This window comes from Gaiella sp. (genome assembly GCF_039915195.1).
In the GTDB taxonomy this organism is placed as follows: domain Bacteria; phylum Actinomycetota; class Thermoleophilia; order Gaiellales; family Gaiellaceae; genus Gaiella.
On record NZ_JBDSNT010000031.1, the window covers coordinates 1 to 21273 of the forward strand.

22 protein-coding genes are annotated in these 21273 nt (G+C 67.6%); 21 read left to right on the forward strand and 1 reads right to left on the reverse strand.

The annotated features are described in order from the left end of the window. The 21 genes from ABIR74_RS02845 to ABIR74_RS02945 all read left to right on the forward strand — a co-directional run. Positions 1-591, forward strand: a 591-nt coding sequence (locus tag ABIR74_RS02845) for an enolase C-terminal domain-like protein (protein WP_348175101.1), incomplete at its 5' end; no start/stop codon positions are given. Next, entirely contained in the window at positions 581-1618 is a 1038-nt protein-coding gene (locus ABIR74_RS02850) for a DUF1611 domain-containing protein (RefSeq protein ID WP_348175102.1), read from the forward strand. The genes ABIR74_RS02845 and ABIR74_RS02850, both read left to right, overlap by 11 nt. Positions 1619-1672: 54 nt before the next feature. Next, a complete protein-coding gene (locus tag ABIR74_RS02855) occupies positions 1673-3127 on the forward strand; it encodes a hypothetical protein (protein WP_348175103.1) in 1455 nt (484 codons plus the stop codon). A 52-nt stretch (positions 3128-3179) separates the two neighbouring features. Continuing rightward, positions 3180-3419, forward strand: coding sequence for a LysM peptidoglycan-binding domain-containing protein (locus tag ABIR74_RS02860; protein ID WP_348175104.1), 240 nt, complete (start codon positions 3180-3182; stop codon positions 3417-3419). A gap of 43 nt (positions 3420-3462) precedes the next feature. After that, positions 3463-4449, forward strand: a complete 987-nt coding sequence (gene rnz, locus ABIR74_RS02865; protein ID WP_348175105.1) for a ribonuclease Z — start codon at positions 3463-3465, stop codon at positions 4447-4449. Then, positions 4446-5192, forward strand: a complete 747-nt coding sequence (locus tag ABIR74_RS02870) for a class I SAM-dependent methyltransferase (protein WP_348175106.1) — start codon at positions 4446-4448, stop codon at positions 5190-5192. Before rnz ends, ABIR74_RS02870 begins: the two co-directional genes overlap by 4 nt. An 85-nt stretch (positions 5193-5277) precedes the next feature. After that, entirely contained in the window at positions 5278-5862 is a 585-nt protein-coding gene (pyrR, locus tag ABIR74_RS02875; RefSeq protein ID WP_348175107.1) for a bifunctional pyr operon transcriptional regulator/uracil phosphoribosyltransferase PyrR, read from the forward strand. Beyond that, positions 5855-6850 (forward strand): aspartate carbamoyltransferase catalytic subunit, encoded by a 996-nt coding sequence (locus ABIR74_RS02880; protein ID WP_348175108.1) that lies wholly within the window; start codon positions 5855-5857, stop codon positions 6848-6850. Before pyrR ends, ABIR74_RS02880 begins: the two co-directional genes overlap by 8 nt. Beyond that, positions 6847-8130, forward strand: coding sequence for a dihydroorotase (locus ABIR74_RS02885; protein WP_348175109.1), 1284 nt, complete (start codon positions 6847-6849; stop codon positions 8128-8130). The genes ABIR74_RS02880 and ABIR74_RS02885 overlap by 4 nt, the downstream gene beginning before the upstream one ends. Further along, positions 8127-9170 (forward strand): glutamine-hydrolyzing carbamoyl-phosphate synthase small subunit, encoded by a 1044-nt coding sequence (carA, locus tag ABIR74_RS02890; protein ID WP_348175110.1) that lies wholly within the window; start codon positions 8127-8129, stop codon positions 9168-9170. The genes ABIR74_RS02885 and carA overlap by 4 nt, the downstream gene beginning before the upstream one ends. Continuing rightward, positions 9170-12226 (forward strand): carbamoyl-phosphate synthase large subunit, encoded by a 3057-nt coding sequence (carB, locus tag ABIR74_RS02895; protein WP_348175111.1) that lies wholly within the window; start codon positions 9170-9172, stop codon positions 12224-12226. The genes carA and carB overlap by 1 nt, the downstream gene beginning before the upstream one ends. Next, on the forward strand, positions 12223-12906 hold the full coding sequence (locus ABIR74_RS02900; RefSeq protein ID WP_348175112.1) for a hypothetical protein: 684 nt from the start codon (positions 12223-12225) through the stop codon (positions 12904-12906). Before carB ends, ABIR74_RS02900 begins: the two co-directional genes overlap by 4 nt. Then, positions 12903-13748, forward strand: a complete 846-nt coding sequence (locus ABIR74_RS02905; RefSeq protein ID WP_348175113.1) for a dihydroorotate dehydrogenase — start codon at positions 12903-12905, stop codon at positions 13746-13748. The genes ABIR74_RS02900 and ABIR74_RS02905 overlap by 4 nt, the downstream gene beginning before the upstream one ends. Positions 13749-13824: 76 nt before the next feature. After that, positions 13825-14154, forward strand: coding sequence for an integration host factor, actinobacterial type (mihF, locus tag ABIR74_RS02910; protein WP_348175114.1), 330 nt, complete (start codon positions 13825-13827; stop codon positions 14152-14154). A 17-nt stretch (positions 14155-14171) separates the two neighbouring features. Beyond that, positions 14172-14756, forward strand: a complete 585-nt coding sequence (gene gmk / locus ABIR74_RS02915; RefSeq protein ID WP_348175115.1) for a guanylate kinase — start codon at positions 14172-14174, stop codon at positions 14754-14756. Beyond that, the gene (gene rpoZ / locus ABIR74_RS02920; RefSeq protein ID WP_348175116.1) at positions 14753-14986 is read left to right on the forward strand and encodes a DNA-directed RNA polymerase subunit omega; all 234 of its coding nucleotides are present in this window, start codon (positions 14753-14755) and stop codon (positions 14984-14986) included. Before gmk ends, rpoZ begins: the two co-directional genes overlap by 4 nt. A gap of 62 nt (positions 14987-15048) precedes the next feature. Further along, a complete protein-coding gene (coaBC, locus tag ABIR74_RS02925) occupies positions 15049-16221 on the forward strand; it encodes a bifunctional phosphopantothenoylcysteine decarboxylase/phosphopantothenate--cysteine ligase CoaBC (protein WP_348175117.1) in 1173 nt (390 codons plus the stop codon). Then, the gene (locus ABIR74_RS02930) at positions 16218-17186 is read left to right on the forward strand and encodes an AAA family ATPase (protein WP_348175118.1); all 969 of its coding nucleotides are present in this window, start codon (positions 16218-16220) and stop codon (positions 17184-17186) included. Before coaBC ends, ABIR74_RS02930 begins: the two co-directional genes overlap by 4 nt. Positions 17187-17209: 23 nt before the next feature. Next, the gene (locus ABIR74_RS02935) at positions 17210-18376 is read left to right on the forward strand and encodes a DUF58 domain-containing protein (RefSeq protein WP_348175119.1); all 1167 of its coding nucleotides are present in this window, start codon (positions 17210-17212) and stop codon (positions 18374-18376) included. After that, a complete protein-coding gene (locus ABIR74_RS02940; RefSeq protein WP_348175120.1) occupies positions 18369-20543 on the forward strand; it encodes a transglutaminaseTgpA domain-containing protein in 2175 nt (724 codons plus the stop codon). Before ABIR74_RS02935 ends, ABIR74_RS02940 begins: the two co-directional genes overlap by 8 nt. 21 nt (positions 20544-20564) lie before the next feature. After that, entirely contained in the window at positions 20565-20915 is a 351-nt protein-coding gene (locus tag ABIR74_RS02945; RefSeq protein WP_348175121.1) for a hypothetical protein, read from the forward strand. A 133-nt stretch (positions 20916-21048) separates the two neighbouring features. Here the strand turns inward: ABIR74_RS02945 and ABIR74_RS02950 are convergent. Next, positions 21049-21273, reverse strand: a 225-nt coding sequence (locus tag ABIR74_RS02950) for a hypothetical protein (protein ID WP_348175122.1), incomplete at its 5' end; no start/stop codon positions are given.

The window sequence follows — 21273 nt, forward strand, 5'->3', positions numbered from 1 at the left end:
CGAACAGAGAAGGTGGCAGACCGGTTCAAGCGCCTCAAGCTGAAGCTGGGCGGCGGCGACGGTCTCGACGTGGAACGGGTGCGCGCCGTACGTTCGCGAACCGACGTCACGTTGCAGGTCGACGTCAACGAGTGGTGGTCGCTGGCCGAAGCGCTCGAGGCGATCCCGCAGCTTGCGGAGCTCGGCGTCGCGTACGTCGAACAACCGCTGACGGCCGGTGACCCGACGGGGGAGGAGTTGAAGGAGCGATCTCCGATACCGATCTACGTTGACGAGGATTGCCACACGCTCGCCGACGTCGCACGGTGTGGAGAAATCGCACACGGGATCAACATCAAGCTCGCGAAGTCGGGCGGCATTCGCGAGGGGATCAGGATGGCACACGCTGCCCGCGCCCTCGGTCTCGGGGTGATGCTCGGTTGCATGGTCGAGTCGGGGATCGGGATCGCCGCCGGCTGCGTCGTCGCGCCGCTCTGCGACCACGTCGACCTCGACGGCAATCTTCTGCTCGCCGAGGACCCGTGTCCCGGTGTCGCATTCATCGACGGCGTACAGGTGCCGTCGGAGGAGCCGGGACTCGGTGTCGGCTAACTCACGACGTCTTCTGATCCTTGCCGAGGGGTTCTCCGGCGACCCGCACTGGGCGAAGACGATGAACGGCGTCCTGCGCTACGGCGCCGACGACGTGGTCGCGATCCTGGACTCGACTCGCGCCGGCGAGCGGGAACGGGATGTGCCGATCGTCGGCGATGTCGAGTCCTCGTTGCGGTTTGCGCCGGAGGCGGCGCTCGTCGGTGTGGCAACGGTTGGTGGGCGATTCCCTCCGGCCTGGCGGGAGCTGCTCCGGGAGTGCATCCGAAACGGAATCGGGATCGACAACGGGCTGCACGAGTTCATCGAGGACGACGTCGAGCTCGCGCCTCTCGCAGCGGCATCCGGCGCGATCCTGCGTGATCTGCGCCGCCCCCCAACCGATCTCGATGTCGCGACAGGCGCAAACCTCGAGGTCCCCGGCGATATCGTGCTCACGGTTGGCTCGGATTGCGCGATCGGAAAGATGACGGTCTCGCTCGAACTCGCGCGCGAGGCGCAATCGCACGGGATCTCCGCGAGGTTTGTCCCGACAGGCCAGACCGGCATCGCGATCGCGGGCTGGGGGATTTCCGTCGATGCCGTCGTTGCCGATTTCATCGCCGGAGCTGCCGAGAGGCTCGTTGTCGAGGGAGGACGGCGTGGGGGAGACCTCCTGCTCGTCGAGGGCCAGGGCTCGATCTCGCATCCCGGGTACTCAGGAGTCACGCTCGGGCTGATCCACGGCTCTGCACCACACGCATTCGTCCTCTGTCACATGGCGGGCGCGACCGAGATCGACGGCTATCCCGGCCACCCGCTGCTTCCGCTCGCGGAGCTCGTCGACCTGCACGAGCGTGTCTCGCTGCCTTGCCGTCGAGCCGCAGTCGCATGCATCGCGCTGAATACGCGAAATCTCGACGATCTCGGCGCCAGAGCAGCAATCGCTGCTGCCGAGGCAGAGACGGGTCTCGTCGCCGACGATCCCGTTCGATTCGGCTCACGTCGCCTCCTCGATGCGTTGCTCGAGCACCTCGAACGCCGCTAGGATTCCGAGCTGGTGCCGAGGACAAGGGTGCCCTGCGGCGAATCGAAGACTTCGGTGCGGAGAACTGTGGCAATGGTCGTGGTTGCGGCGAGCCTCGCGATGGTGGGAGCGGCGCCTGCGGCCGACGTGGGGGCGAATGACGACACCGCGAAGTGGGCTGCGGATTCCGGCTCGGCGTTCTTCTCCCAGATGGCCGGCCTCAAGCTGAAGCAGTCGGTGATGACGACTCGCTGGGTGCCGAGTGAGCCGCTCGTCATCCAGGATCAGGACGCACTCGACCGCGCGATTCCGGAGGCGGAACGGGCCGGGCTCCGCGTCGTGCTTGCGGTCTACCCGTATCCGCCGCGCGAGCTCGAGGGTGGATTCGTCCGTCCTGCCGACTTCGCCACCTGGCTGACGGCGGTCGCGCAGCGATATCCCAGCGTGAAGCAGTTCGTGGTCATGAACGAGCCGAACCAGCCGGCCTTCCTCCGCCCACAGTTCCGGATGAACGGCACGAACGCCTCGGCGGCCACTACCGGTGCGTTTCTCGCGGCCGGCTACGACGCGCTCAAGGCCGTCGACCCGGGGATCCGCGTGATCGGCCTCGGCCTTTCGCCCCGTGGCAACGACCGGCCGACTGCGCTCAGCAACATCTCCACCTCGCCCGTGCGATTTCTCGCTGCCCTCGGCACCTGGTACCGCTCCAGTGGGCGAATGCTGCCGCTGATGGACGGCCTCAGCTTCCATCCCTACCCGGACCGGGCAACCGATGGCCTCGACCGGGGCTACTCCTGGCCGAACGCCGGCGTCGCGGATCTCGGGCGTATCGAACAAGCAGTCTGGGACGCGTTCCGCGGCACGCCGCAGCCTACGACGGTCAACGGCCTCCGCCTCTATCTCGACGAGGTCGGCTGGCAGGTCGACACCGACGGGCTGGTCGGCTACTCGGGCGTCGAGAACGTCGTCGTCACCGACGAGGACTCGCAGGCGCTGATCTACGGCGAGCTCGTTCGCGAGGTCGCCTGCGACCCACACGTCGCCGAGCTGAACTTCTTCGGCTTCTACGACAACATCGAACGGGACGGCTTCCAGTCGGCCCTCCATCGCGTCGACGGCGCGCCGCGCGCCTCGGCAGCGGCCGTGCGCACGGCGATCACCGAGTCGGAGCCCGGTTGTACCTCGCCGACGCCCGCGTGGTATCCCGCGAAGCGTGTTATCGGCGCGGAGGCCCCGACGTGGCGGATCGAGGCCAGGAGAATGATCCGGTTCGAGGCCACCGCCGCGGAAGGGGCAGATGTCGTCGCTTGCCTGCTTCCCGGGAGGCTCGGCGGTGTCGCGGCAACGACGGCGATGGAGCGTCGGACCGCGACGAGCCCGGGTTGCCTCGGCGGCAAGGCGCTTCCCCTTCGGCCCGCTCGATTCACGTTCCGCCGGGAAGGTCGCCTGCGGCCGGCGACCGTAGCGGTGCGGCTCGTCCCCGAGTCGAGCGCGTTTCGGTCGAGGACGTTCTCGCGTCAGCTGAGATAGCTACGGCAGATCACTTGACAACGAACGCCTGTTCGTGCATGATGACGAACATATGTTCGGTCGGATCCTTCTCGTCACTCTCGTCGCCGTCGCCATGTGGGCGCTCCTGGCTCGCGATTCGGACGCCGGCGGGTCGGCGCGCTCGTACCGGGTAGAGCCGGGGGACACGCTCTGGTCGATCGCCGCATCGTCGTATCGCGGCGATCCGCGTGAGGGCGTCTGGAATCTCCGCAAGGTCAATCACCTCACCGGCTCGACGATCGCTCCCGGTCAGGTCCTGCGTCTTCCGTAGCCTCCGCAGGCCGACACCGACGCCCCCGCTAGACTCCTGACCCGTGGATCTGGACGTCGTGTTCCTCGGGACGTCGGGTTCGGCTCCCACCGCCAAGCGCGCCACGTCGGCGACGCTCATTCGGCGTGGCGGCGATCGCATCCTCATCGACTGCGGCGAAGGCACCCAACGCCAGCTGCTCCGCTCCGACGTCGGGTTGATCGATCTCGAGGAGATCTTTCTCACCCACTTCCACGCGGACCACTACCTCGGGCTCCCGGGGATGCTCAAGACCTTCGCCCTGCGGGGACGGGAGGTTCCGCTGACGCTCTACGGTCCGAGCGGGCTGCGGGATCTGCTCGCAGCCTTGCGGCGTGTCTTCGGGAACCTGACGTATCCCGTGGAGACCGTCGAGATCGGGCCTGGGGACGTGCTCGCGCGGGGGGACTACGAGATCCGTGCGTTCGCCGTCGACCATCGCACGCAGGCTCTCGGGTATCTCATTGCCGAGGCGACTCGCCCGGGTCGCTTCGACGTCGCAACCGCCGACACGCTCGGCGTTCCTCCCGGGCGTGAGCGAGGTGCGCTTCAGCGCGGCGAGTCGGTGACGCTCACGAGTGGCGAAATCGTCCACCCAGAACAGGTGCTCGGAGTGGAACGGCCGGCGCGGTCGATTGCACTGACCGGTGATACGGCTCCTGCGGCGACCGTCGTCGCGGCCGCCGAGGGCGTGGACTTGCTCGTTCACGAGGCAACATTCTGCGGGGATGAACTGCCACGGGCGCGGGAGACCGGCCATTCGACGGCGGGGCAGGCAGCGGTCGTCGCCCGCGAGGCCGGCGTCAAGATGCTCGCGCTGACACACGTCTCGAGTCGCTACTTCGGCCGCGAGGCCGGCGACGAGGCGCGTCAGCTGTTTGCGAACACCGTCGTCCCCGCTGACTTCGACATTATCGAGATCCCTTATTCCGAGCGCGGCGAGCCGACGCTCGTCCATCGGGGCGCCCGCCCGAGGCGGTCGCCAACCGATGCCCCGGCGCCCGACGCGTGACTCCAGAGCGGCGCCCGGACTTCGACGCCCGCGCGCGGGACTATGACACGCTGCGGCCGCCCGACGACGCCTGGTGGGCGCGGTTCGAAGCCCTGGTCGAACTGGGTGCTCTTCGCGGGCAGCGGATCCTCGATGTCGGCTGTGGCACGGGCCGCCTGGCGGCTGCACTCGCTACCGAGGCGCGCGCCAAGGTCTGGGGCGTCGATGGGAGCGAAGAGATGGTCTCGATTGCGCGCGCGACGGTTCCCGCCGGCGTCGGGATCAGGCAGGCGATGGCCGACAGCCTGCCCTTCCGCGACTCGTGGTTCGATCGCGTGACGATGTCGCTCGTCATTCATCTCGTCGACAGGGGCGCCGCGCTTGCCGAGGCGCGCAGGGTCGTCGCTGCCGCGGGCAGGGCGGCCATCGCGACGTTTCACGAGGATCACTTCGAAACGTACTGGCTGTGTCCGTACTTTCCGTCGATACGCGACATCGATCGGGCCCGCTTCCCGACGCAGTCGGCCCTCGAGGCGGATCTCGTCACGGCCGGCTTCCCGCGCGTCGAGACGAGGCGGATCGTCGCCGAGACAACGCTGACCCGGGCCGAGGCGCTTCGGCGCATCGCGGGAAGGCACATCTCGACATTCGATCTCCTCCCGGTCGAGGAGATCGAGGAGGGTGAAGCCCGCGCCGGGCGGGATCTGCCTGCTGAGATCGTTATCCGGCTCGATCAGCTCGTGATCGTCGGGCGCTCTGCCTGACGTCCCGCACCACGGTCGTCGGGTCCGTGCCCTAGAATGTGGCGCGACCCTTTAAACCGGCCCCGAGAGGTCGGAAAGGAGCGCCATGAACTCGCACGTCCCGGGCCGAACGGCGCCGAAGATCTTGCTCGACGACGCAGCCGTTGGACGGACGCTTTCGCGGATCGCGCACGAGCTGATCGAGCGCAATGCCGATCCCGGTGCCCTCGCGCTCGTCGGAATCCACACGCGGGGTGTGCCTATCGCCGACCGGCTGCGCCAGCTCCTCGCCGAGCGCTCCGGGATCACGGTGGACGCGGGTGCCGTCGACATCACCTTCCATCGCGACGACGTGCTTGCGCGGGGTGGGGATTCGCCGCTCCATGCGCAACCCCTCGTCCGAGGCACGGAGCTCGACTTCGCGCTCGCAGGAAAGACGGTCGTGCTCGTCGATGACGTGCTCTACACGGGTCGAACCATCCGCGCGGCGATCGACGCGCTCCTCGAGTACGGCCGCCCGGCACGGGTGCAGCTCGCCGTCCTCATCGACCGCGGGCACCGAGAGCTTCCGATCCGGCCCGACTACGTGGGGAAGAACGTACCCACCGCAAGGAGCGAGCGGGTCAGCGTCGAGCTGGTCGAGATCGACGGGCAGGATCGCGTCCTGCTCGCAGGGAGCCCCCATGAGTGAGCTCACGACCGCACCGTTGAGGATCGCGCGCGAGGGTGACCCGCCGCCGCCGCGCCGCCATCTGCTCGGCATCTCCGATCTCGACCGCAACGCCGTCGAGCGGCTCCTCGGCACCGCGTCCACGATCGCGCGCTCTCTGGACCGGGAGGTCAAGAAGCTGCCCGCGCTCCGGGGGCGGCTCATCGTCAACCTTTTCTACGAGTCTTCGACGCGCACGCTGTCGAGCTTCGACCTCGCCGCGAAGCGGCTTTCGGCCGACACGATGGCACTCCGCTCGTCGGGTTCCTCGGTGGACAAGGGCGAATCGCTGAAGGACACTGCCCTTACGCTCGCCGAGTACGACCCGGATGTGATTGTGATTCGGCATCCGCACATCGGCGCTCCCGAGCTCGTCGCGAGCGTGACGCACGCTCACATCGTCAACGCCGGCGACGGGAAGCATCAGCATCCCACGCAGGCGCTGCTGGATCTCTACACGATGCGCGAGGCGCTCGGTCGCCTCGACGGGCTTCACGTGGCGATTGTCGGCGACGTTCTCCACTCGAGGGTCGCCCGATCGCTCATCGAGGCACTCGCCCTCGTCGGCGCGAGGGCTACGCTCGTGGGGCCGCCGACGCTCATTCCTCGCGGCATCGAGTCGATGGGCTGTGGGGTTTCGACGGACATCGCCGACATCGGGTCGGCCGACGTCGTCTACGTGTTGCGCATGCAGCGGGAGCGGATGGATCCGGGAGCCGCCTACGTACCCTCGCTCCGCGAGTACGCTGCCGAATGGGGAGTGACGGCGCACCGTCTCCGCCCGAGCCAGATCGTGATGCACCCGGGACCGATGAACCGCGGCGTCGAGATAGCGCCGGACGTTGCCGACTCGGCGAGATCGCTCATCTCCGAGCAGGTGCGCTTCGGGCTCGTCGTGCGGATGGCAGTCCTCTACGACCTTCTCGCCGGCGCGCCCGGCGACGACGCCCGCCCGCTGGAGGTCGCATGACGCTCTTCTGGCCGGATAGGCCCGGCGACACCCTCACTGTCCGCGGCGCTCGGGTTGTCGACGTGGCGGCTGAGATCGACGGTGCGTTTGACGTGGCCGTCGAGGACGGCGTGATCACGAGCATCGAGCGCGCCGGAGAGCCGGCACCCGGCCTCGTGCTCGCACCGGCGTTCGTCGACCCTCACGTCCATCTGCGTGTGCCAGGGCGAGAGGACGAGGAGACGATCGCGACCGGCACCGCCGCTGCGGCTGCGGGCGGCTACTGCGCGATTCTCGCGATGCCGAACACCGATCCTGTCGTCGACTCCGCAGCGGTGCTCGGTGCGCTGATCGAGCAGGCGCGCGCGGACGCCGTCATTCCGACGGGGTTCATGGCCTCGATCTCGAAGGGCCTGCGGGGAGAGGAGCTCACCGAAATGGTCGAGTTGGCCCGACTCGGCGCCGCGGCGTTCACTGACGACGGCCATCCCGTCGTCTCCAGCGGGCTGATGCAGCGGGCTCTGCAGTACAGCGGCGCGGCGCGGCGGATCCTCTCGCTCCACGAGGAGGATCCGAGCCTCTCCCGAGACGGGCAGATGAACGAGGGCTCGGTCTCGGCGGCCCTCGGTCTTGCCGGGTGGCCGTCGATCGCGGAGTCGGTGATGATCGAGCGTGACTGTTCCATTGCCGCATATCTACAACGGCCTCTGCATATAATGCATTTATCTGCGCGGGAGTCCGTCGCCGCCGTACGCGCCGCGCAGGCTCGCGGGGTGCGTGTCACGGCGGAGGTCTCACCGCACCATCTCTGCCTCACTGACGAAACCGTGCGCACCCTCGACACCAACCGCAAGATGAATCCACCGCTCCGGGCGGAGGACGATCGACAGGCGTTGCTCGAGGGACTTCGGGACGGAACCATCGGGTCCATCGCGACCGATCACGCGCCGCACGCTCGTCACGAGAAGGAGACGCCGTTCGAGGAGGCTCCTTTCGGCGTCACCGGCCTCGAGACGGCCTTCGCGGCACTCAACACCTTCCTCGTCGAGACGGGCGAGCTCGAGCTAGAGCTCGTTCTCGAGCGTATGTCGACCGGGCCGGCCCGTGTCTTCGGCCTTCCCGTACCGCGGATCGCGGTCGGCGAACGAGCAAACCTCGTGCTCCTCGATCTGGATGCGCGCTGGCTCGTGACCGAAGATCGACTCAGGTCACGTTCGACGAACTCGTGGCTTCTGCGCGAGACGCTGACAGGCTCGATCGTCAAGACGATCGCCGACGGCAGGGTCGTGCACGCGCCATGAGCGTCGGGTATATCGCGCTCGAGGACGGAACCGTCATCACGGGCCGTTCGGTTGCAGCTCAGGGAGTCGCCTTCGGTGAGGCGGTCTTCACGACGGCGATGACCGGGTACCAGGAGACGGTCACGGACCCGAGCTTCGCGGGTCAGCTCGTCACCTTCACGGCACCGATGATCGGCAACTACGGCGTCGACGACGCCAGGCTCGAATCCTCCCAGCCGTGGGTCAAGGGCGTCCTCATGCGGCGCTGCGGTGGGGCCGCCTGGGCTGAATGGCTCGCCTCGCACGGCATCGTCGCTCTCGAGGACGTCGATACGCGAATGCTCGTCCTGCGCATCCGCGCGGCGGGGGCGATGCGCGCAGCCGTCGTCGCGAACGACGACGAGCTCGACGTGACCGCAGCGATCGACCTGATCCGACAGCAGCCGGCAATGGAGGGGCAGGCGCTCGTCTCCGCGGTCTCCTCCGTCGAGGCGACACGCTTCAACGAGGCTGGCCGCGTCCGCGTCGCAGTCGTCGACTACGGGGCGAAGGCATCGATCATGCGCCGACTCCAGCGGGCGGGGGCGGCCGTGACCGTGTACCCCCATGCAGCCGCCGCAGACGAGCTCGCCGAGTACGATGGCGTCCTGCTCTCCAACGGCCCGGGCGATCCGGAACCGCTGGTCGACGAAGTCGCGGCTATCGCCGATCTCCTCGGGCGGACGAGCATCCTCGGAATCTGCCTCGGGCACCAGCTACTCGGCCTGGCGACGGGGCACTCGACCTACAAGCTGCCATTCGGCCACAGGGGTGCAAATCACCCTGTGCTCGAGCGCGCCACTGGCAGGGTACTCGTCACGAGCCAGAATCACGGGTTTGCGGTCGCGGCCACCGATGAGCGCGAGGCGACGTACGTCTCTCTGTACGACGGCACGGTCGAGGGCTTCGACTATCCCGAGCTGAACGCTCGATCCGTCCAGTTCCATCCGGAGGCAGGCCCAGGTACGCACGATGCGTGGCCGATCCTCGAGCGCTGGGTCGAGGGCCTGCAACCTGCCTGATGCCCCGCCGCACCGACATCGAATCGATCTGCCTGATCGGCTCTGGCCCGATCGTGATCGGCCAGGCCTGCGAGTTCGACTACTCGGGTTGCCAGGCGCTGAAGGTCCTCCGCGAGGACGGCTTCCGCACGATTGTGGTCAACTCCAACCCGGCGACGATCATGACCGACCCCGGCTTCGCCGACCGCACGTATATCGAGCCCCTCGATGTCGCCGGCGTGACCGACGTGCTTCGCCGCGAGCGCCCCGATGCACTTCTTCCGACACTCGGCGGGCAGACAGCGCTCAACCTCGCGATCGAGCTGGCCGAATCCGGTGTTCTCGACGAGCTTGGCGTCGAGCTGATCGGCGCGCGGGTCGACGTGATCCGTCGAGCCGAGGATCGCTCCCTCTTCCGCGATGCGGTCGAGAGCTGCGGACTGCGTACCCCGCGCTCGCAGATCGTCACGTTGATCGACCAGCTTGGCCCGATTCCTGCCCCGGCGGTCGTGCGTCCGGCGTTCACGCTCGGCGGGCACGGCGGTGGGTTTGCCGAGACGGAGCAGGAACTCCGCGCAATCGTCGAGCGGGGCCTCCGCGAAAGCCCTATCACGCAGGTGCTCGTGGAGGAATCGATTCGTGGGTGGGACGAGTTCGAACTCGAGGTGATCCGCGACCTGAACGACAACGTTGTGATCGTCTGCTCGATCGAGAACCTCGATCCGATGGGCGTCCACACGGGCGACTCGGTCACGGTTGCACCGCAGATGACGCTCTCCGACGAGGCGTACCAGGAACTCCGTGACGCCTCGGTCGCAATCATCCGCGCCGTCGGCGTCGAGACTGGCGGCTCGAACATCCAGTTTGCGCGCAACCGCGACACCGGCGACATCCGCGTTATCGAGATGAACCCCCGCGTCTCCCGCTCCTCGGCGCTCGCATCAAAGGCAACTGGCTACCCGATCGCGAAGGTCGCCGCGAAGCTCGCCGTCGGCTACACGCTCGATGAGATTCCGAACGACCTCACGAAGACGACTCCCGCGAGCTTCGAGCCGACACTCGACTACGTCGTCGTCAAGTTCCCACGCTTTGCGTTCGAGAAATTTCCGGGAGCGGATACGACGCTCGGGACACAGATGAAGTCGGTCGGCGAGGCGATGGGAATCGGCCGCACGTTCACGGAAGCGTTTCTCAAGGGATTTGGATCGCGCGAGCTCGATCCCGGCTCGGCAACCCCGTGGGCGACGTTCGACGACATACCCGAAGGTGTCCATCCCTGGTTCAAGGAGCAACTCGCGCACGCGCGACGCGAGCTGGCGTCGCTCGACATCCTCCGTGCCAAGCGTGCCGGATGGGGTGACGATTCGATCGGCGCCGCCTGGGGCACGAGCGGCGATGACGTGCGGCGCGCGCGGTACGCGAGGGGCATCAAGCCGTCGTACCGCCGTGTCGACTCGTGCGCAGGCGAGGTCGAGGCGGGCTCCAACTACTACTACTCGACCTGGGGTGAGGAAGACGAGGCGTTGCCGGTCGCGACGAAGCCGCGGGTCGTGATCATCGGTTCCGGGCCGAACCGGATCGGCCAGGGGATCGAGTTCGACTACTGCTGCGTGCACGCGGTCCAGACATTCAGGGCGCTCGGCTACGAGGCAGTCATGATCAACTGCAACCCGGAGACGGTCTCGACTGACTACGACACGTCCGACCGACTGTACTTCGAGCCGCTCTCACCCGAGGAGGTGCTCGCCGTTCTCGACCGGGAGGAGCCGGAAGGCGTCGTCACGCAGTTCGGAGGCCAGACACCGCTACGCCTCGCCCGCCATATCGAGGCAGCCGGCTACGCGATCATGGGCACGCCCCTGACTGCGATCGATCTTGCCGAAGACCGTGAGCTGTTCGGTGCACTCGCCGACGAACTCGGCATCCGCTGCCCCCCGTGGGCAACCGTGGACGGCGTCGACGAGGCACTCCTGGCCGCTGCCGAGATCGGGTATCCGGTGCTCGTTCGACCGTCGTACGTGCTCGGTGGCCGTGCGATGCGCGTCTGTTACGACGATGGGCAGCTGCGGAAGGCCATGGGTGCGGTCTCCGGGTCGGTTCTCGTCGATCGATTTGTCGAGAACGCCGTCGAGATCGACGTTGATGCGCTCTGTGACGGCGAGGACGTCTTCATCGCGGCCGTCATGCAGCACGTCGAGGAGGCGGGTGTCCACTCCGGCGATTCGTCGTGCGTGCTGCCGGCGCAGTCGCTCACCCTCGCGAACGCCCTCGAGGTCGAGCACATCGTCAAGCGTCTCGCGCCGGCCCTCGGCGTCGTCGGACTCGTGAACATCCAGCTCGCGATCGCAGACTCGATCGTCTATGTCCTCGAGGCAAATCCACGCGCCTCGCGCACGGTCCCGTTTGCCTCGAAGGCGATCGGAATCAACCTCGTCGAGGCTGCCTGCAAGCTTGCGGCCGGGCAGAAGCTGCGGGATCTCGACCTTCCGACGCCGCGACCCACCCAGGTCAGCGTGAAAGCCGCTGTGCTGCCCTTCGCGCGGTTCCCCGGAGCCGACCCGGTGCTCGGGCCCGAGATGCGCTCGACGGGCGAGGTGATGGCGAGCGCGTCGGACCTTCCGACGGCATTCGCGAAGGCGGAGCGCGCAGCGGGGCGCCCATTGCCGGCAACGGGCACGGCCTTCCTCTCGGTGAACGACAACGACAAGTCGAGCGTCGTCTCGATCGCCGCTGCACTCGCGGGCCTCGGGTTCGAGATCGTGGCCACGGATGGCACCGCTCGCACGCTTCGCGCTGCGGGCCTCGAGGTGGGGGAGATAGCGAAGGTCGCTGATGCCACAGCCGACGAGCAGACGGTTGTCGACCTCATCGCGGACGGCCGCTGCGATCTGATCATCAACACTCCTCAGGGATCCGGTGCCCGCGCCGACGGGTATCGCATCCGCGAGGCGGCGCTGAGCGCTCGGGTCCCGTGCATTACCACCATCTCGGGCGCCGCCGCAGCTGTCCATGCGATCGCAAACGCCCGCGCAGAGACCGCCCTTTCGCTGCAGGAGCGCATCGGAATCGAATCGTGAACGGCCCCGTCTCGGGCGCATACCGCGAGCTGGTCCGAGTCACCGGGGCGGAGTCGATCGGGCCATACACGCTCCTGCGCGTCTCGGCAGGTGGAATCGAGCCGGGCACCCCGGGCCAGTTCTTCATGCTCCACCCGCCGGGTCATGTTCTACCGCGGCCCATGTCGCTCTGCCTTGTCGAGGCGGGCGACCTCTGCTTTCTGATCGACGCGATCGGACCGGGGACTCGGGCGCTCTGCGACCTCGAACCCGGCGACCACCTCCACGTGTTCGGGCCGCTAGGAAACGGTTTCGACCTGACGGTGCCGCGGCCGCTGATCGTCGGCGGGGGCATCGGCGTCGCCCCGTTCCCCTACCTGATCCAGGCTCTCGGCGAGGTGCCCGCCATCCTCGGCTTTCGCTCGGCGCATCACGCGGAGGCGGCCGCGCTGATCCCGGGCGCCGACGTCGTGCTCGATCCTGTCCTGGTCACATCGCTTCTCCCGGAGGAACCGTACGACGTGCTCGCTTGTGGTCCGGAGCCGATGCTCGAAGCCGTGCGCCAACGCGTGCCGGAAGCACAGCTTGCCTGGGAGGCGCCGATGGCCTGTGGCTACGGGGCGTGCTACGGGTGCGTCGTCGAGATAGATGGGCGGTTGCAGCGACTCTGCGTGGCAGGGCCGGTCCTGCGCGCCGCGTGAGCGCCCCGCTGCTCAACGGCAGTGGTTGCCTCGATGCGCTGACGGCCCCCGACGTCGCAGCTCAGTTCGACGCGTTCGTGACGAAGACGATCACGCCGCAGTCCCGTGAGGGCAATCCACCCGTCAGGATCGCCGAGACCGAGGCCGGGATGCTCAACTCGATCGGGCTTCAAGGCCCCGGAATCGAGGTTTTTCTCGCGGACACCTTGCCTCGACTTGCAGCACAGCACCTTCCGATCTGGGTCTCGGTCGGCGGGTTCTCTGCCGCCGACTTCGGCGGCATCTGTGAGCTGCTCGACGGGCGCCGGGACATCGACGTGATCGAGCTCAACCTCTCGTGCCCGAACGTTGACGAGGCCCCTGAGTCCTCGGCGCAAATCGTTGCAGCGTGTCGGGCGAGCACGGTTAAGCCACTGTACGCAAAGCTCTCACCGTCTCTCTCCGACATCGCAGAGTCTGCCCGCGCCGTCGTCGCTGCCGGAGCGGACGGGCTGACACTCGTGAACACGCTACGGGGCATGGCGCTCGATTCCGCCACACTGCGACCCAAACTGGCACGAGGGTTCGGTGGCTACTCCGGCCCGGCTCTGAAACCAGTCGCCCTCGCATGCGTCTCAGCGTGCGCGCGCGCCGTTGACGTTCCTATCGTCGGGCTCGGCGGCGTGTGGTCAGGGCAAGATGCTCTCGAGCTCATCGCAGCCGGCGCAAGCGTTGTCTCTCTGGGCACCGTTCTGTTTTCAGATCCGACAGCACCCAATCGGATCCGCATGGAGCTCGAGGCCGAATCCGCGGCTCGCGGGTACGCAGATCCGCTCGATGCGCGTGGCGCTGCCAATAGTTGACTCAATAATTTCCCTGCAAATGGCAGAAAATGGTTCCACTTGACCCTGTCTGCCGGATTGCTAGACTCGTCCGCTCATGGTTGCGTCGAAGATTCAAGTGCAGGCACCAGCCCGGTCTCTCGACCAGAGGATGGAAGCACTCAAGCGGGCGAACGATATTCGCGTCCGCCGCGCGCAGTTGAAGAAGGATCTCAAAGACGGAACAGTTCAGATCGAGGGCATCCTGCTCGATCCGCCCGAGTACGTCTCGACCGCGAAGGTTTTCGACATGCTGATGGCCGTTCCGAAGTTCGGGAGCGTCAAGGCAGCACGCCTTCTGAACCAGTGCAGGATCAGCCAGTCCAAGACCGTCGGCGGGCTTTCCGATCGGCAGCGCGCCGAGCTCGTGTCGCTGTTCAACCGATAGCGCGAGCGGCCCGCCGCGTGCGTCCTGCTCCCGTGTTCGTTATCACCGGCCCATCGGGTGCCGGCAAGGGAACGTTGATCAAGACACTCGTCGAGCGTATCCCCGTGCTCGAGGTCGCGATCTCGGCGACCACGAGGCCGCAGCGTCCGGGGGAGACGGACGGCGTCGAGTATCATTTCCTGGACGAGGCGACCTTCGTGGAGCGGATCGCGGCCCGGGCGTTCCTCGAGCACGTCGAGTACGTCTCGGGAAAGCGTTACGGAACGCTGACGAGCGAGATGCAGCGGGTTGCAGACGACGGCCGCGTGTGTGTCCTCGAGCTCGAGCTCGACGGTGCGCTACGCGTTCAGGAGAGCGTCCCGGGAAGCGTCACCCTGTTCATCGCCGCGCCCGTCGAGGAGCTCGAGCGGCGACTCCGGGATCGGGCAACCGAGTCGACGGGCGAGATCGGTGCCCGGATCGAGCTCGCGAGGTACCAGCTCGAGCAGGCCCACAACTTCCGCTATATGGTGCGAAACGACGATGTTGAGCGCGCAACCGGCTCCCTCTGCGCCATCGTCGCGCAGGAGCTCGAGTTCGCAGCTACCATGGCGTTCTCGTGATTGAACCTCGCATCGATGACCTGCTGGAGCACGTCGACTCGCGCTACGCGCTGGTCATCGTCGCTGCCAAGCGGGCGCGCCAGATCAACAGCTATCACCATCAGCTCGGCGAGGGAATGGGCTTCGACAGCGCCCCGCCGCCGTTGATCGAGTCGCGCTCGAAGAACTATCTCACGATGGCGATGGAAGAGATCGCTCAGGCGAAGATTCGCTACACCTCGCCCGCCTAGACAAACGTTCTTCCACCCTCGCGCTCCACACTCAGCCCGGCGTTTATGGGCACACTACGTTGGTGGCGCGCATCGTTCTAGGCATTACCGGCGGTATCGCTGCCTACAAGGCTTGCGAGGTGATCCGCCTCCTTGTTGGCGCGGGCCATGAGGTCATTCCGGTGCCAACGCGCGGAGCCGAGCGCTTTGTTGCGGCCGAGACGTTCGCGGCGCTCGCGAGGAGCCCCGTTGCTCATGCAGGAACAGCCGGCCTGTATCCGCACCTGCAGCGAGCGGACCTTCTGGTCATCGCGCCGCTCACAGCGCACACGATGGCCCGCTTGGCCCACGGCCTCGCGGATGACATCCTGACGGAGACCGCGCTTGCGCACGACGGGCCGATTCTGGCCGCTCCCGCGATGAACACCCGGATGTGGAATCACCCGGCCACGCAGGCAAACGTTGCCCTGCTGCGCGAGCGAGGCGTCGAGATCGTCGGCCCTGCGAGTGGAGAGCTCGCAGAAGGCGAGGTCGGGATGGGGAGGATGGCCGAGCCAGCGGAGATCGCTTCGCGGATCGAGGATCTGCTGCGAGCTGCCGGCAGCCTCGACGGCCTCGACGTTGTCGTGACAGCGGGTGGCACGCGCGAGCCGATCGACTCGATCCGCTTCGTCGGCAATCGCTCATCGGGTCGAATGGGACTTGCACTCGCCGCCGAGGCGCGACGAAGAGGTGCGCGCGTCACGCTTCTCGCAGCGAACGTCACAGCAGCTGTCCCGCCCGGGGTGACGGTGATCGAGACACCAACCGCTGCCGACCTCGAACGTGAGGCGCTTCAGCGCTCCGGTGCGGACGTGATTCTGATGGCGGCTGCGGTAGGCGACTACCGGGCGGCCGCGCCGGTCGACGGCAAGCGGGCCAAGGACGACGACGTCTGGCAGATCGCGCTCACCCCGACGCCCGACATCGCGCGACAACTCGGTATGCGGCGGACGGCCGCGCAGGTGCTCGTTGCCTTCGGAGCCGAGCATGGCGCCGCCGGCCTCGAACGAAAGCGGGGGATGCTTGTCGGCAAGAACGTCGATCTCGTCGTATACAACGACGTCGGGCGCGACGACATCGGCTTTGACGTACCCGACAACGAGGTTACGCTCGTCACCGCAGACGGGGACACGCTCGTTCCTCGTGCCCCGAAAGCGGCGATCGCCGTTGCCGTGCTCGACGAGGTCGAGCGTCTGCTCGAGGGGCGCCGGTGAGCGAGGCCTCAGTGCTCGAGCCATCCAGGGCGCACGCCGCTGCAGACGTGGCGGAGCGTGTCATCGCGAGTCTCGCGACCGTTGTCCATGCGCCGGCTGCGACGCTGAGGCTGCCGTTGCTCTGCCTCCTCGCCGAGGGGCACGTGCTCGTGGAGGACGTACCCGGCGTCGGCAAGACAGTGCTCGCGAAGACGCTGGCCCGGTCGCTCGACCTTCGATTCTCGCGTCTCCAGTTCACACCCGATCTGCTGCCCTCCGACGTCACCGGCGTCAACGTCTATGACCAGCAGGAGCAGCACTTCCGATTCCGGCCAGGGCCGATCTTCGCGAATGTTCTCCTCGTCGACGAGATCAACCGGGCGTCGCCGAAGACGCAATCGGCTCTGCTCGAGGGCATGCAGGAGACCCAGGTCACGATTGACGGCGAGACCTACCCTCTCGAGCGGCCGTTTCTGACGATCGCCACGCAGAACCCCGTCGAGTACGAGGGAACATATCCGCTCCCCGAGGCACAACTCGACCGTTTTGCAGTGCGGATGACGATCGGATACCCCCCGAGTGGCGAGGAGGCTCGGATGCTCTCGGAGCAGACGGGTGAGGAGCCGCTCGATCGTGTCACTGCCGTCGCCGGCCGCGCCGAGATCGAAGCCTCGATTCTCGCTGCGCGAGATGTCTACGTGGAGGAAAGCGTCACACGATACGTCGTCGCGCTCCTTCAGCACACCCGCGACAATCCTTACCTTGCTCTCGGCGCAAGCCCGCGGTCGGGCATCGCCCTCCTCCGACTCGCGAAGGCGCACGCCCTCGTCAGCCGACGCGAGTACGTCACCCCCGACGACATTCGTGCGATGGCCGTACCGGTGCTCGGGCATCGGCTGCTGCTTGCTCCGGAGGCGCGGTCAGCCGGCCTCGGCGCGGCGGAGGTCGTCCGCGAGGCACTCGACGGCACGTCACCACCGATGTGAAGCGGCGAAGCTCCGGAGCCATCATGCTCGGGGCCATCGCCCTCGCTGCCTCCTGGGCGTTCGGCTCGACTCCTTCGATGGTCGTCGGGGTGGGGCTCGTGCTCGCCGGTGTGTTCGCCCGGCTCTGGGCACGCCGAGCGAAGGGTTCGATCGATATCGAGCGGCGGCTCCTCCCGGGCGATCGTCTCGAGGGCGGGGACGTGCGCATCGTCGTCCGCGTGCGACGGACCCGCCAACTCGTCGGGGGGACGATCGCGCTTCGACAGCGACTCGGCTCGATCGATGAGGGGCTCCGGATGCATGGACTCCAGGCCGAGATAGCATTCACGGGCCTGCCGCGCGGGCGCCACAGGCTCGGGCCGCTCGAGGTCACGCTCTCCGATCCACTTGGTCTCGAGCGTGTCGAGGATCGATTCGACGACGGCCTCTCCGTTCTCATCCGTCCACGGATCCCCACGCTCCGATCGCTCTTCTCGAGCCTGGGAGCGAGGGAGTCTGGCGCCGCTCGCTCGACGTTTCGCCGGCCGTCCGGTTTCGAGATCCACGCGATTCGGGACTATGCGCCCGGTGAGCCGCTGCGGGGCGTCCACTGGCCGAGCACCGCGAGACGCGGCCGTCTGATGGTGAAGGAGCTCGACGATGCACCACGTGACGATCTCGTAGTCGTGCTCGATCAGGATCCCGACGGCTGCGCCGGTCCCGCAGGAAACTCGAGCTTCGATGCGGCTGTGCGGGCAGCCGGCGCGCTCGCACTCGCGCACGCGTTGTGGGGCCGTCGCGTCGTGATCGTCGGGTCGTCGCCATCGTTCGATGCGGTACGGGTGAGCTCGGCCGGGCACGACTGGGACGTCGCGCTCGACGCCCTCGCCAGCGTGATGCCGGTGGTCGGAGCCCGAGTGGTCGGCCCGCTGCGAGCGTCGGCGGGACCACTGGCGCACGCCCGCGAGATCATCGTGGTCACCGGGTTACCGGAGTTGGCCGTCGAGCCGTTGCTCGACCTGACGAGCCGTGGCCGTTCCGCGGCACTCGTCGCGGTGGCAGCCCAGACATTCGTCGGGCGCCCCCGGGAACGGTCCCAGCCCGCGCTCCTTCGCGCCGTCGCTCAGGGCATTCCCGTTGCGGTCGTCTCGGCCGAGTCGACGATCGAGGAGGCGCTCGCTGGCGGCCTCACGAGGTCACTCAGTGCCTAGCGGACGTGCGCGGCGGCTCGTCGCGGCCTCACTTCCGGTCATCGTCGTGATGTACGCGTGGGCGACGCTCGAGGTTGACGCGAGCCCCCGTGCGCTCGTCGCGGTTGCGGGGGTTGCCCTCGTTCCGTCGCTGCCGGCTCGCCTTGGTGTCCGGATCACTGCTGCCGCGCTCGCCTGGCTTTCGGTCGTGGTCGTCATCGTGCAAGCGGGATCGGCGAGCGTCGGCGAGATCGTCGAGCGTGGGCTGGCTGACGCTTACGCGCTCGCGCCACCCTTCGTCGCCACAGCGCACACCGAGCTCGCCGTGCTGGTTGCTCTCCTCGCGGCCATGTTTGCTCTCGGAGTGGCGGTCACCGCGGGTGACAGGCCGTTCGTCGCTGCGGTTGTCATCGCGGCAGGCGTCGGCACCCCGGCAACAATCAACCCGTCTCGCAACACGATCGCGATGGGTTCGCTCGCGCTGCTCGCCGTCCTCTGGCCGGTCGCGGTGGCGGCCGCCCCGGATCGAGCTGCGTTCGGCCCGGGCGTCGCTGTCGTTTCAGCCGTCACGGTCGCTGCTGTCGTCCTCGCTGGAATCGGCGCGCGGCCCTCCGTTGCGGCGCTCGACTGGCGGAGCTGGGATCTCTTCGGCGAGTCACACGCGGGCCGCACTGTCGCGCTCGTATGGAGCTCGAACTACGCCGGCATCGACTTCCCGCCGGGCAAGACGACGGTGTTGCGTGTGACTGCGCCGCGCCGCAGTCTGTACTGGCGCGCGACAACCCTCGACTCCTTCGCCGGTGACCGTTGGATCGAAGCGCTCTATTCGACAACGCAGGGAGGGCAAGGGCGCAACCTTCCTCCGGATGAGCTGCTGCCGGAGGCCGCAGCGAAGCCCCGGAACTGGGTGGAGCAGCAAGTCGAGGTTCGAGCGCTGCTCGACGATCATGTGATCGCGGCGGCGCAGCCCGTGGCTATCGACACCGGCTCGGCACCGCCGCCGCGAGTCCTCAGCGGAGGAGTCATGGTCAAGACGGGTGGGTCGGTGCCCCTGCGGCGGTACACCGTCTGGAGCTACGCGCCGAGGCCGACCCCCGCGCAGCTCGTGAAGTCGCCTGCGTCGTATCCCCGTTCGCTGTCGCGGTACCTGGACGTCGGGCGCCCGACCGTGCCACCGTTCGGAACGCCGAGCCGAGCGTCGGAAATCGAGTCGTTGTTCACCGACGTGCGCTTCCGAGCCCTGCTTCCCTACCGCGCAACCTGGCGTGAGGCGCGACGGCTCACGGTGGGAGCTCGATCGCCCTATGAGGCGACGATCGCGATCGAGCGCTGGCTTCGCAGTGGTGGCGGCTTTGTCTACGACGAGCGTCCGCCTCTGTCGAGCAGCCTGCCTCCTCTTGCCGACTTTCAGCAGCGAACGAAGCGCGGCTACTGCCAGCACTTCGCAGGAGCGATGGCTCTCATGCTCCGGTATCTCGGCGTTCCGGCTCGTGTTGCAGTCGGGTTCTCGAGCGGTACATGGAAGGACGACGGCTGGACGGTCACCGATCACGATGCGCATGCATGGGTCGAGGTGTGGTTCGCGGGATTCGGCTGGCTTCCCTTCGACCCGACGCCGGGCCGTGGCACGCTGTCCGCCACCTACACGAACGCCTCCGACTCCGCCGACGCGATCAGGGCGCTCGGAACCGGGCGGTTCCTCGGCTCCTCTGCGATCGGGCGCACGCCGACCCGAAGGGGCACGCCGGCGCAGGTCGAGGGGCCTGCGGAGAACCGTGTGAACTGGCTCGGCATCGCACCGTTCTTCGTCGTTGCAGCCTTGCTCGTGGGTCTCGCAGGGGCGAAGTACAGCCGTCAGCTCAGGTGGTCGTCCGTGCGTGATCCGCGCGGGCGCGCCTCGGCCGCTCGGGCGGAGCTCGCCGCCTTCATGTGCGATCAGGGCGCACCCGTGACGAGTTCGGCGCCCGTCTCCGTGCTCGTCGGGGAGTTGAGAGGCCTCGGCGTCGGGAGTGACGCGTTTGCGAACGCCTTCTCACGTGCTCGCTACGGGCCGCCCGCCGTCACTGGTCCCGCTGCGGACGAGACGCGGGCCGAGCTCCGCAAGCTCCTTTCCGTCCTCCGAGTGCGACTCGGCCCGGCGAGGCGACTCCGCGGCTTCCTCGCCGTGAAGTCGCTCCGCAGGAGCTAGCCCGGCTGGCACCATGCGGAGATGAGCGAGGCGTACGAGCTCTTCCAGCTTGGCAAGGCGCGGCTCCGCGACGGAGAGGCCGCGCAGGCGACGGTGCCGCTCGAGAGGGCGCGTCGGCTCGAGCCGGAGAAAGCGTCGATTCGCGAGGCTCTTGGCATCGCGTACTTCCGAATCACGCACTGGCGCGCAGCAGAGCTCGAGTTCCGCAAGGTGCTCGAGCTCTCACCGGTCGACGACTACGCGCACTACGCACTCGGCCGCGCACTCGAGAAGCAGGGACGCCAGGCGGAGGCTTCGGTACATCTCAAGCTCGCGCGTTGCCTGCGGCCCCGCGACCCAGGCGAACCGTCGCTCGACGTCGACGCGAGCTGACGAACCTGCGTGGGTGGGCCGCACCCGCCGACATGGGCCCGGGGTCATTCCCGCGTCCTCGTTCGCCGAAGTAACGGCGGCCACGAGGTTGCGGCCCATGTGACGCGCGAGACGGAGGCCTCCGCCTAGGCTCCTAGTCCCCCTCGAGGTCGGCGAGCAACGTTGCGTAGCGACGATATCGACGCGTCGCCTGCCGCGTGAACTCGGCGGCATATTCGCTCGCAGCGTCCTCGTCGAGCGACCGTGAATACGACTCGCGGATGTCGAGCAGCCTGTCCGCGATCGCGTCAGCCACGAGCTGGTAGTCGCCGTACGCCTCCTCCGAGTTCTCGACGGACGCGGAGTTCCACCCCGATTC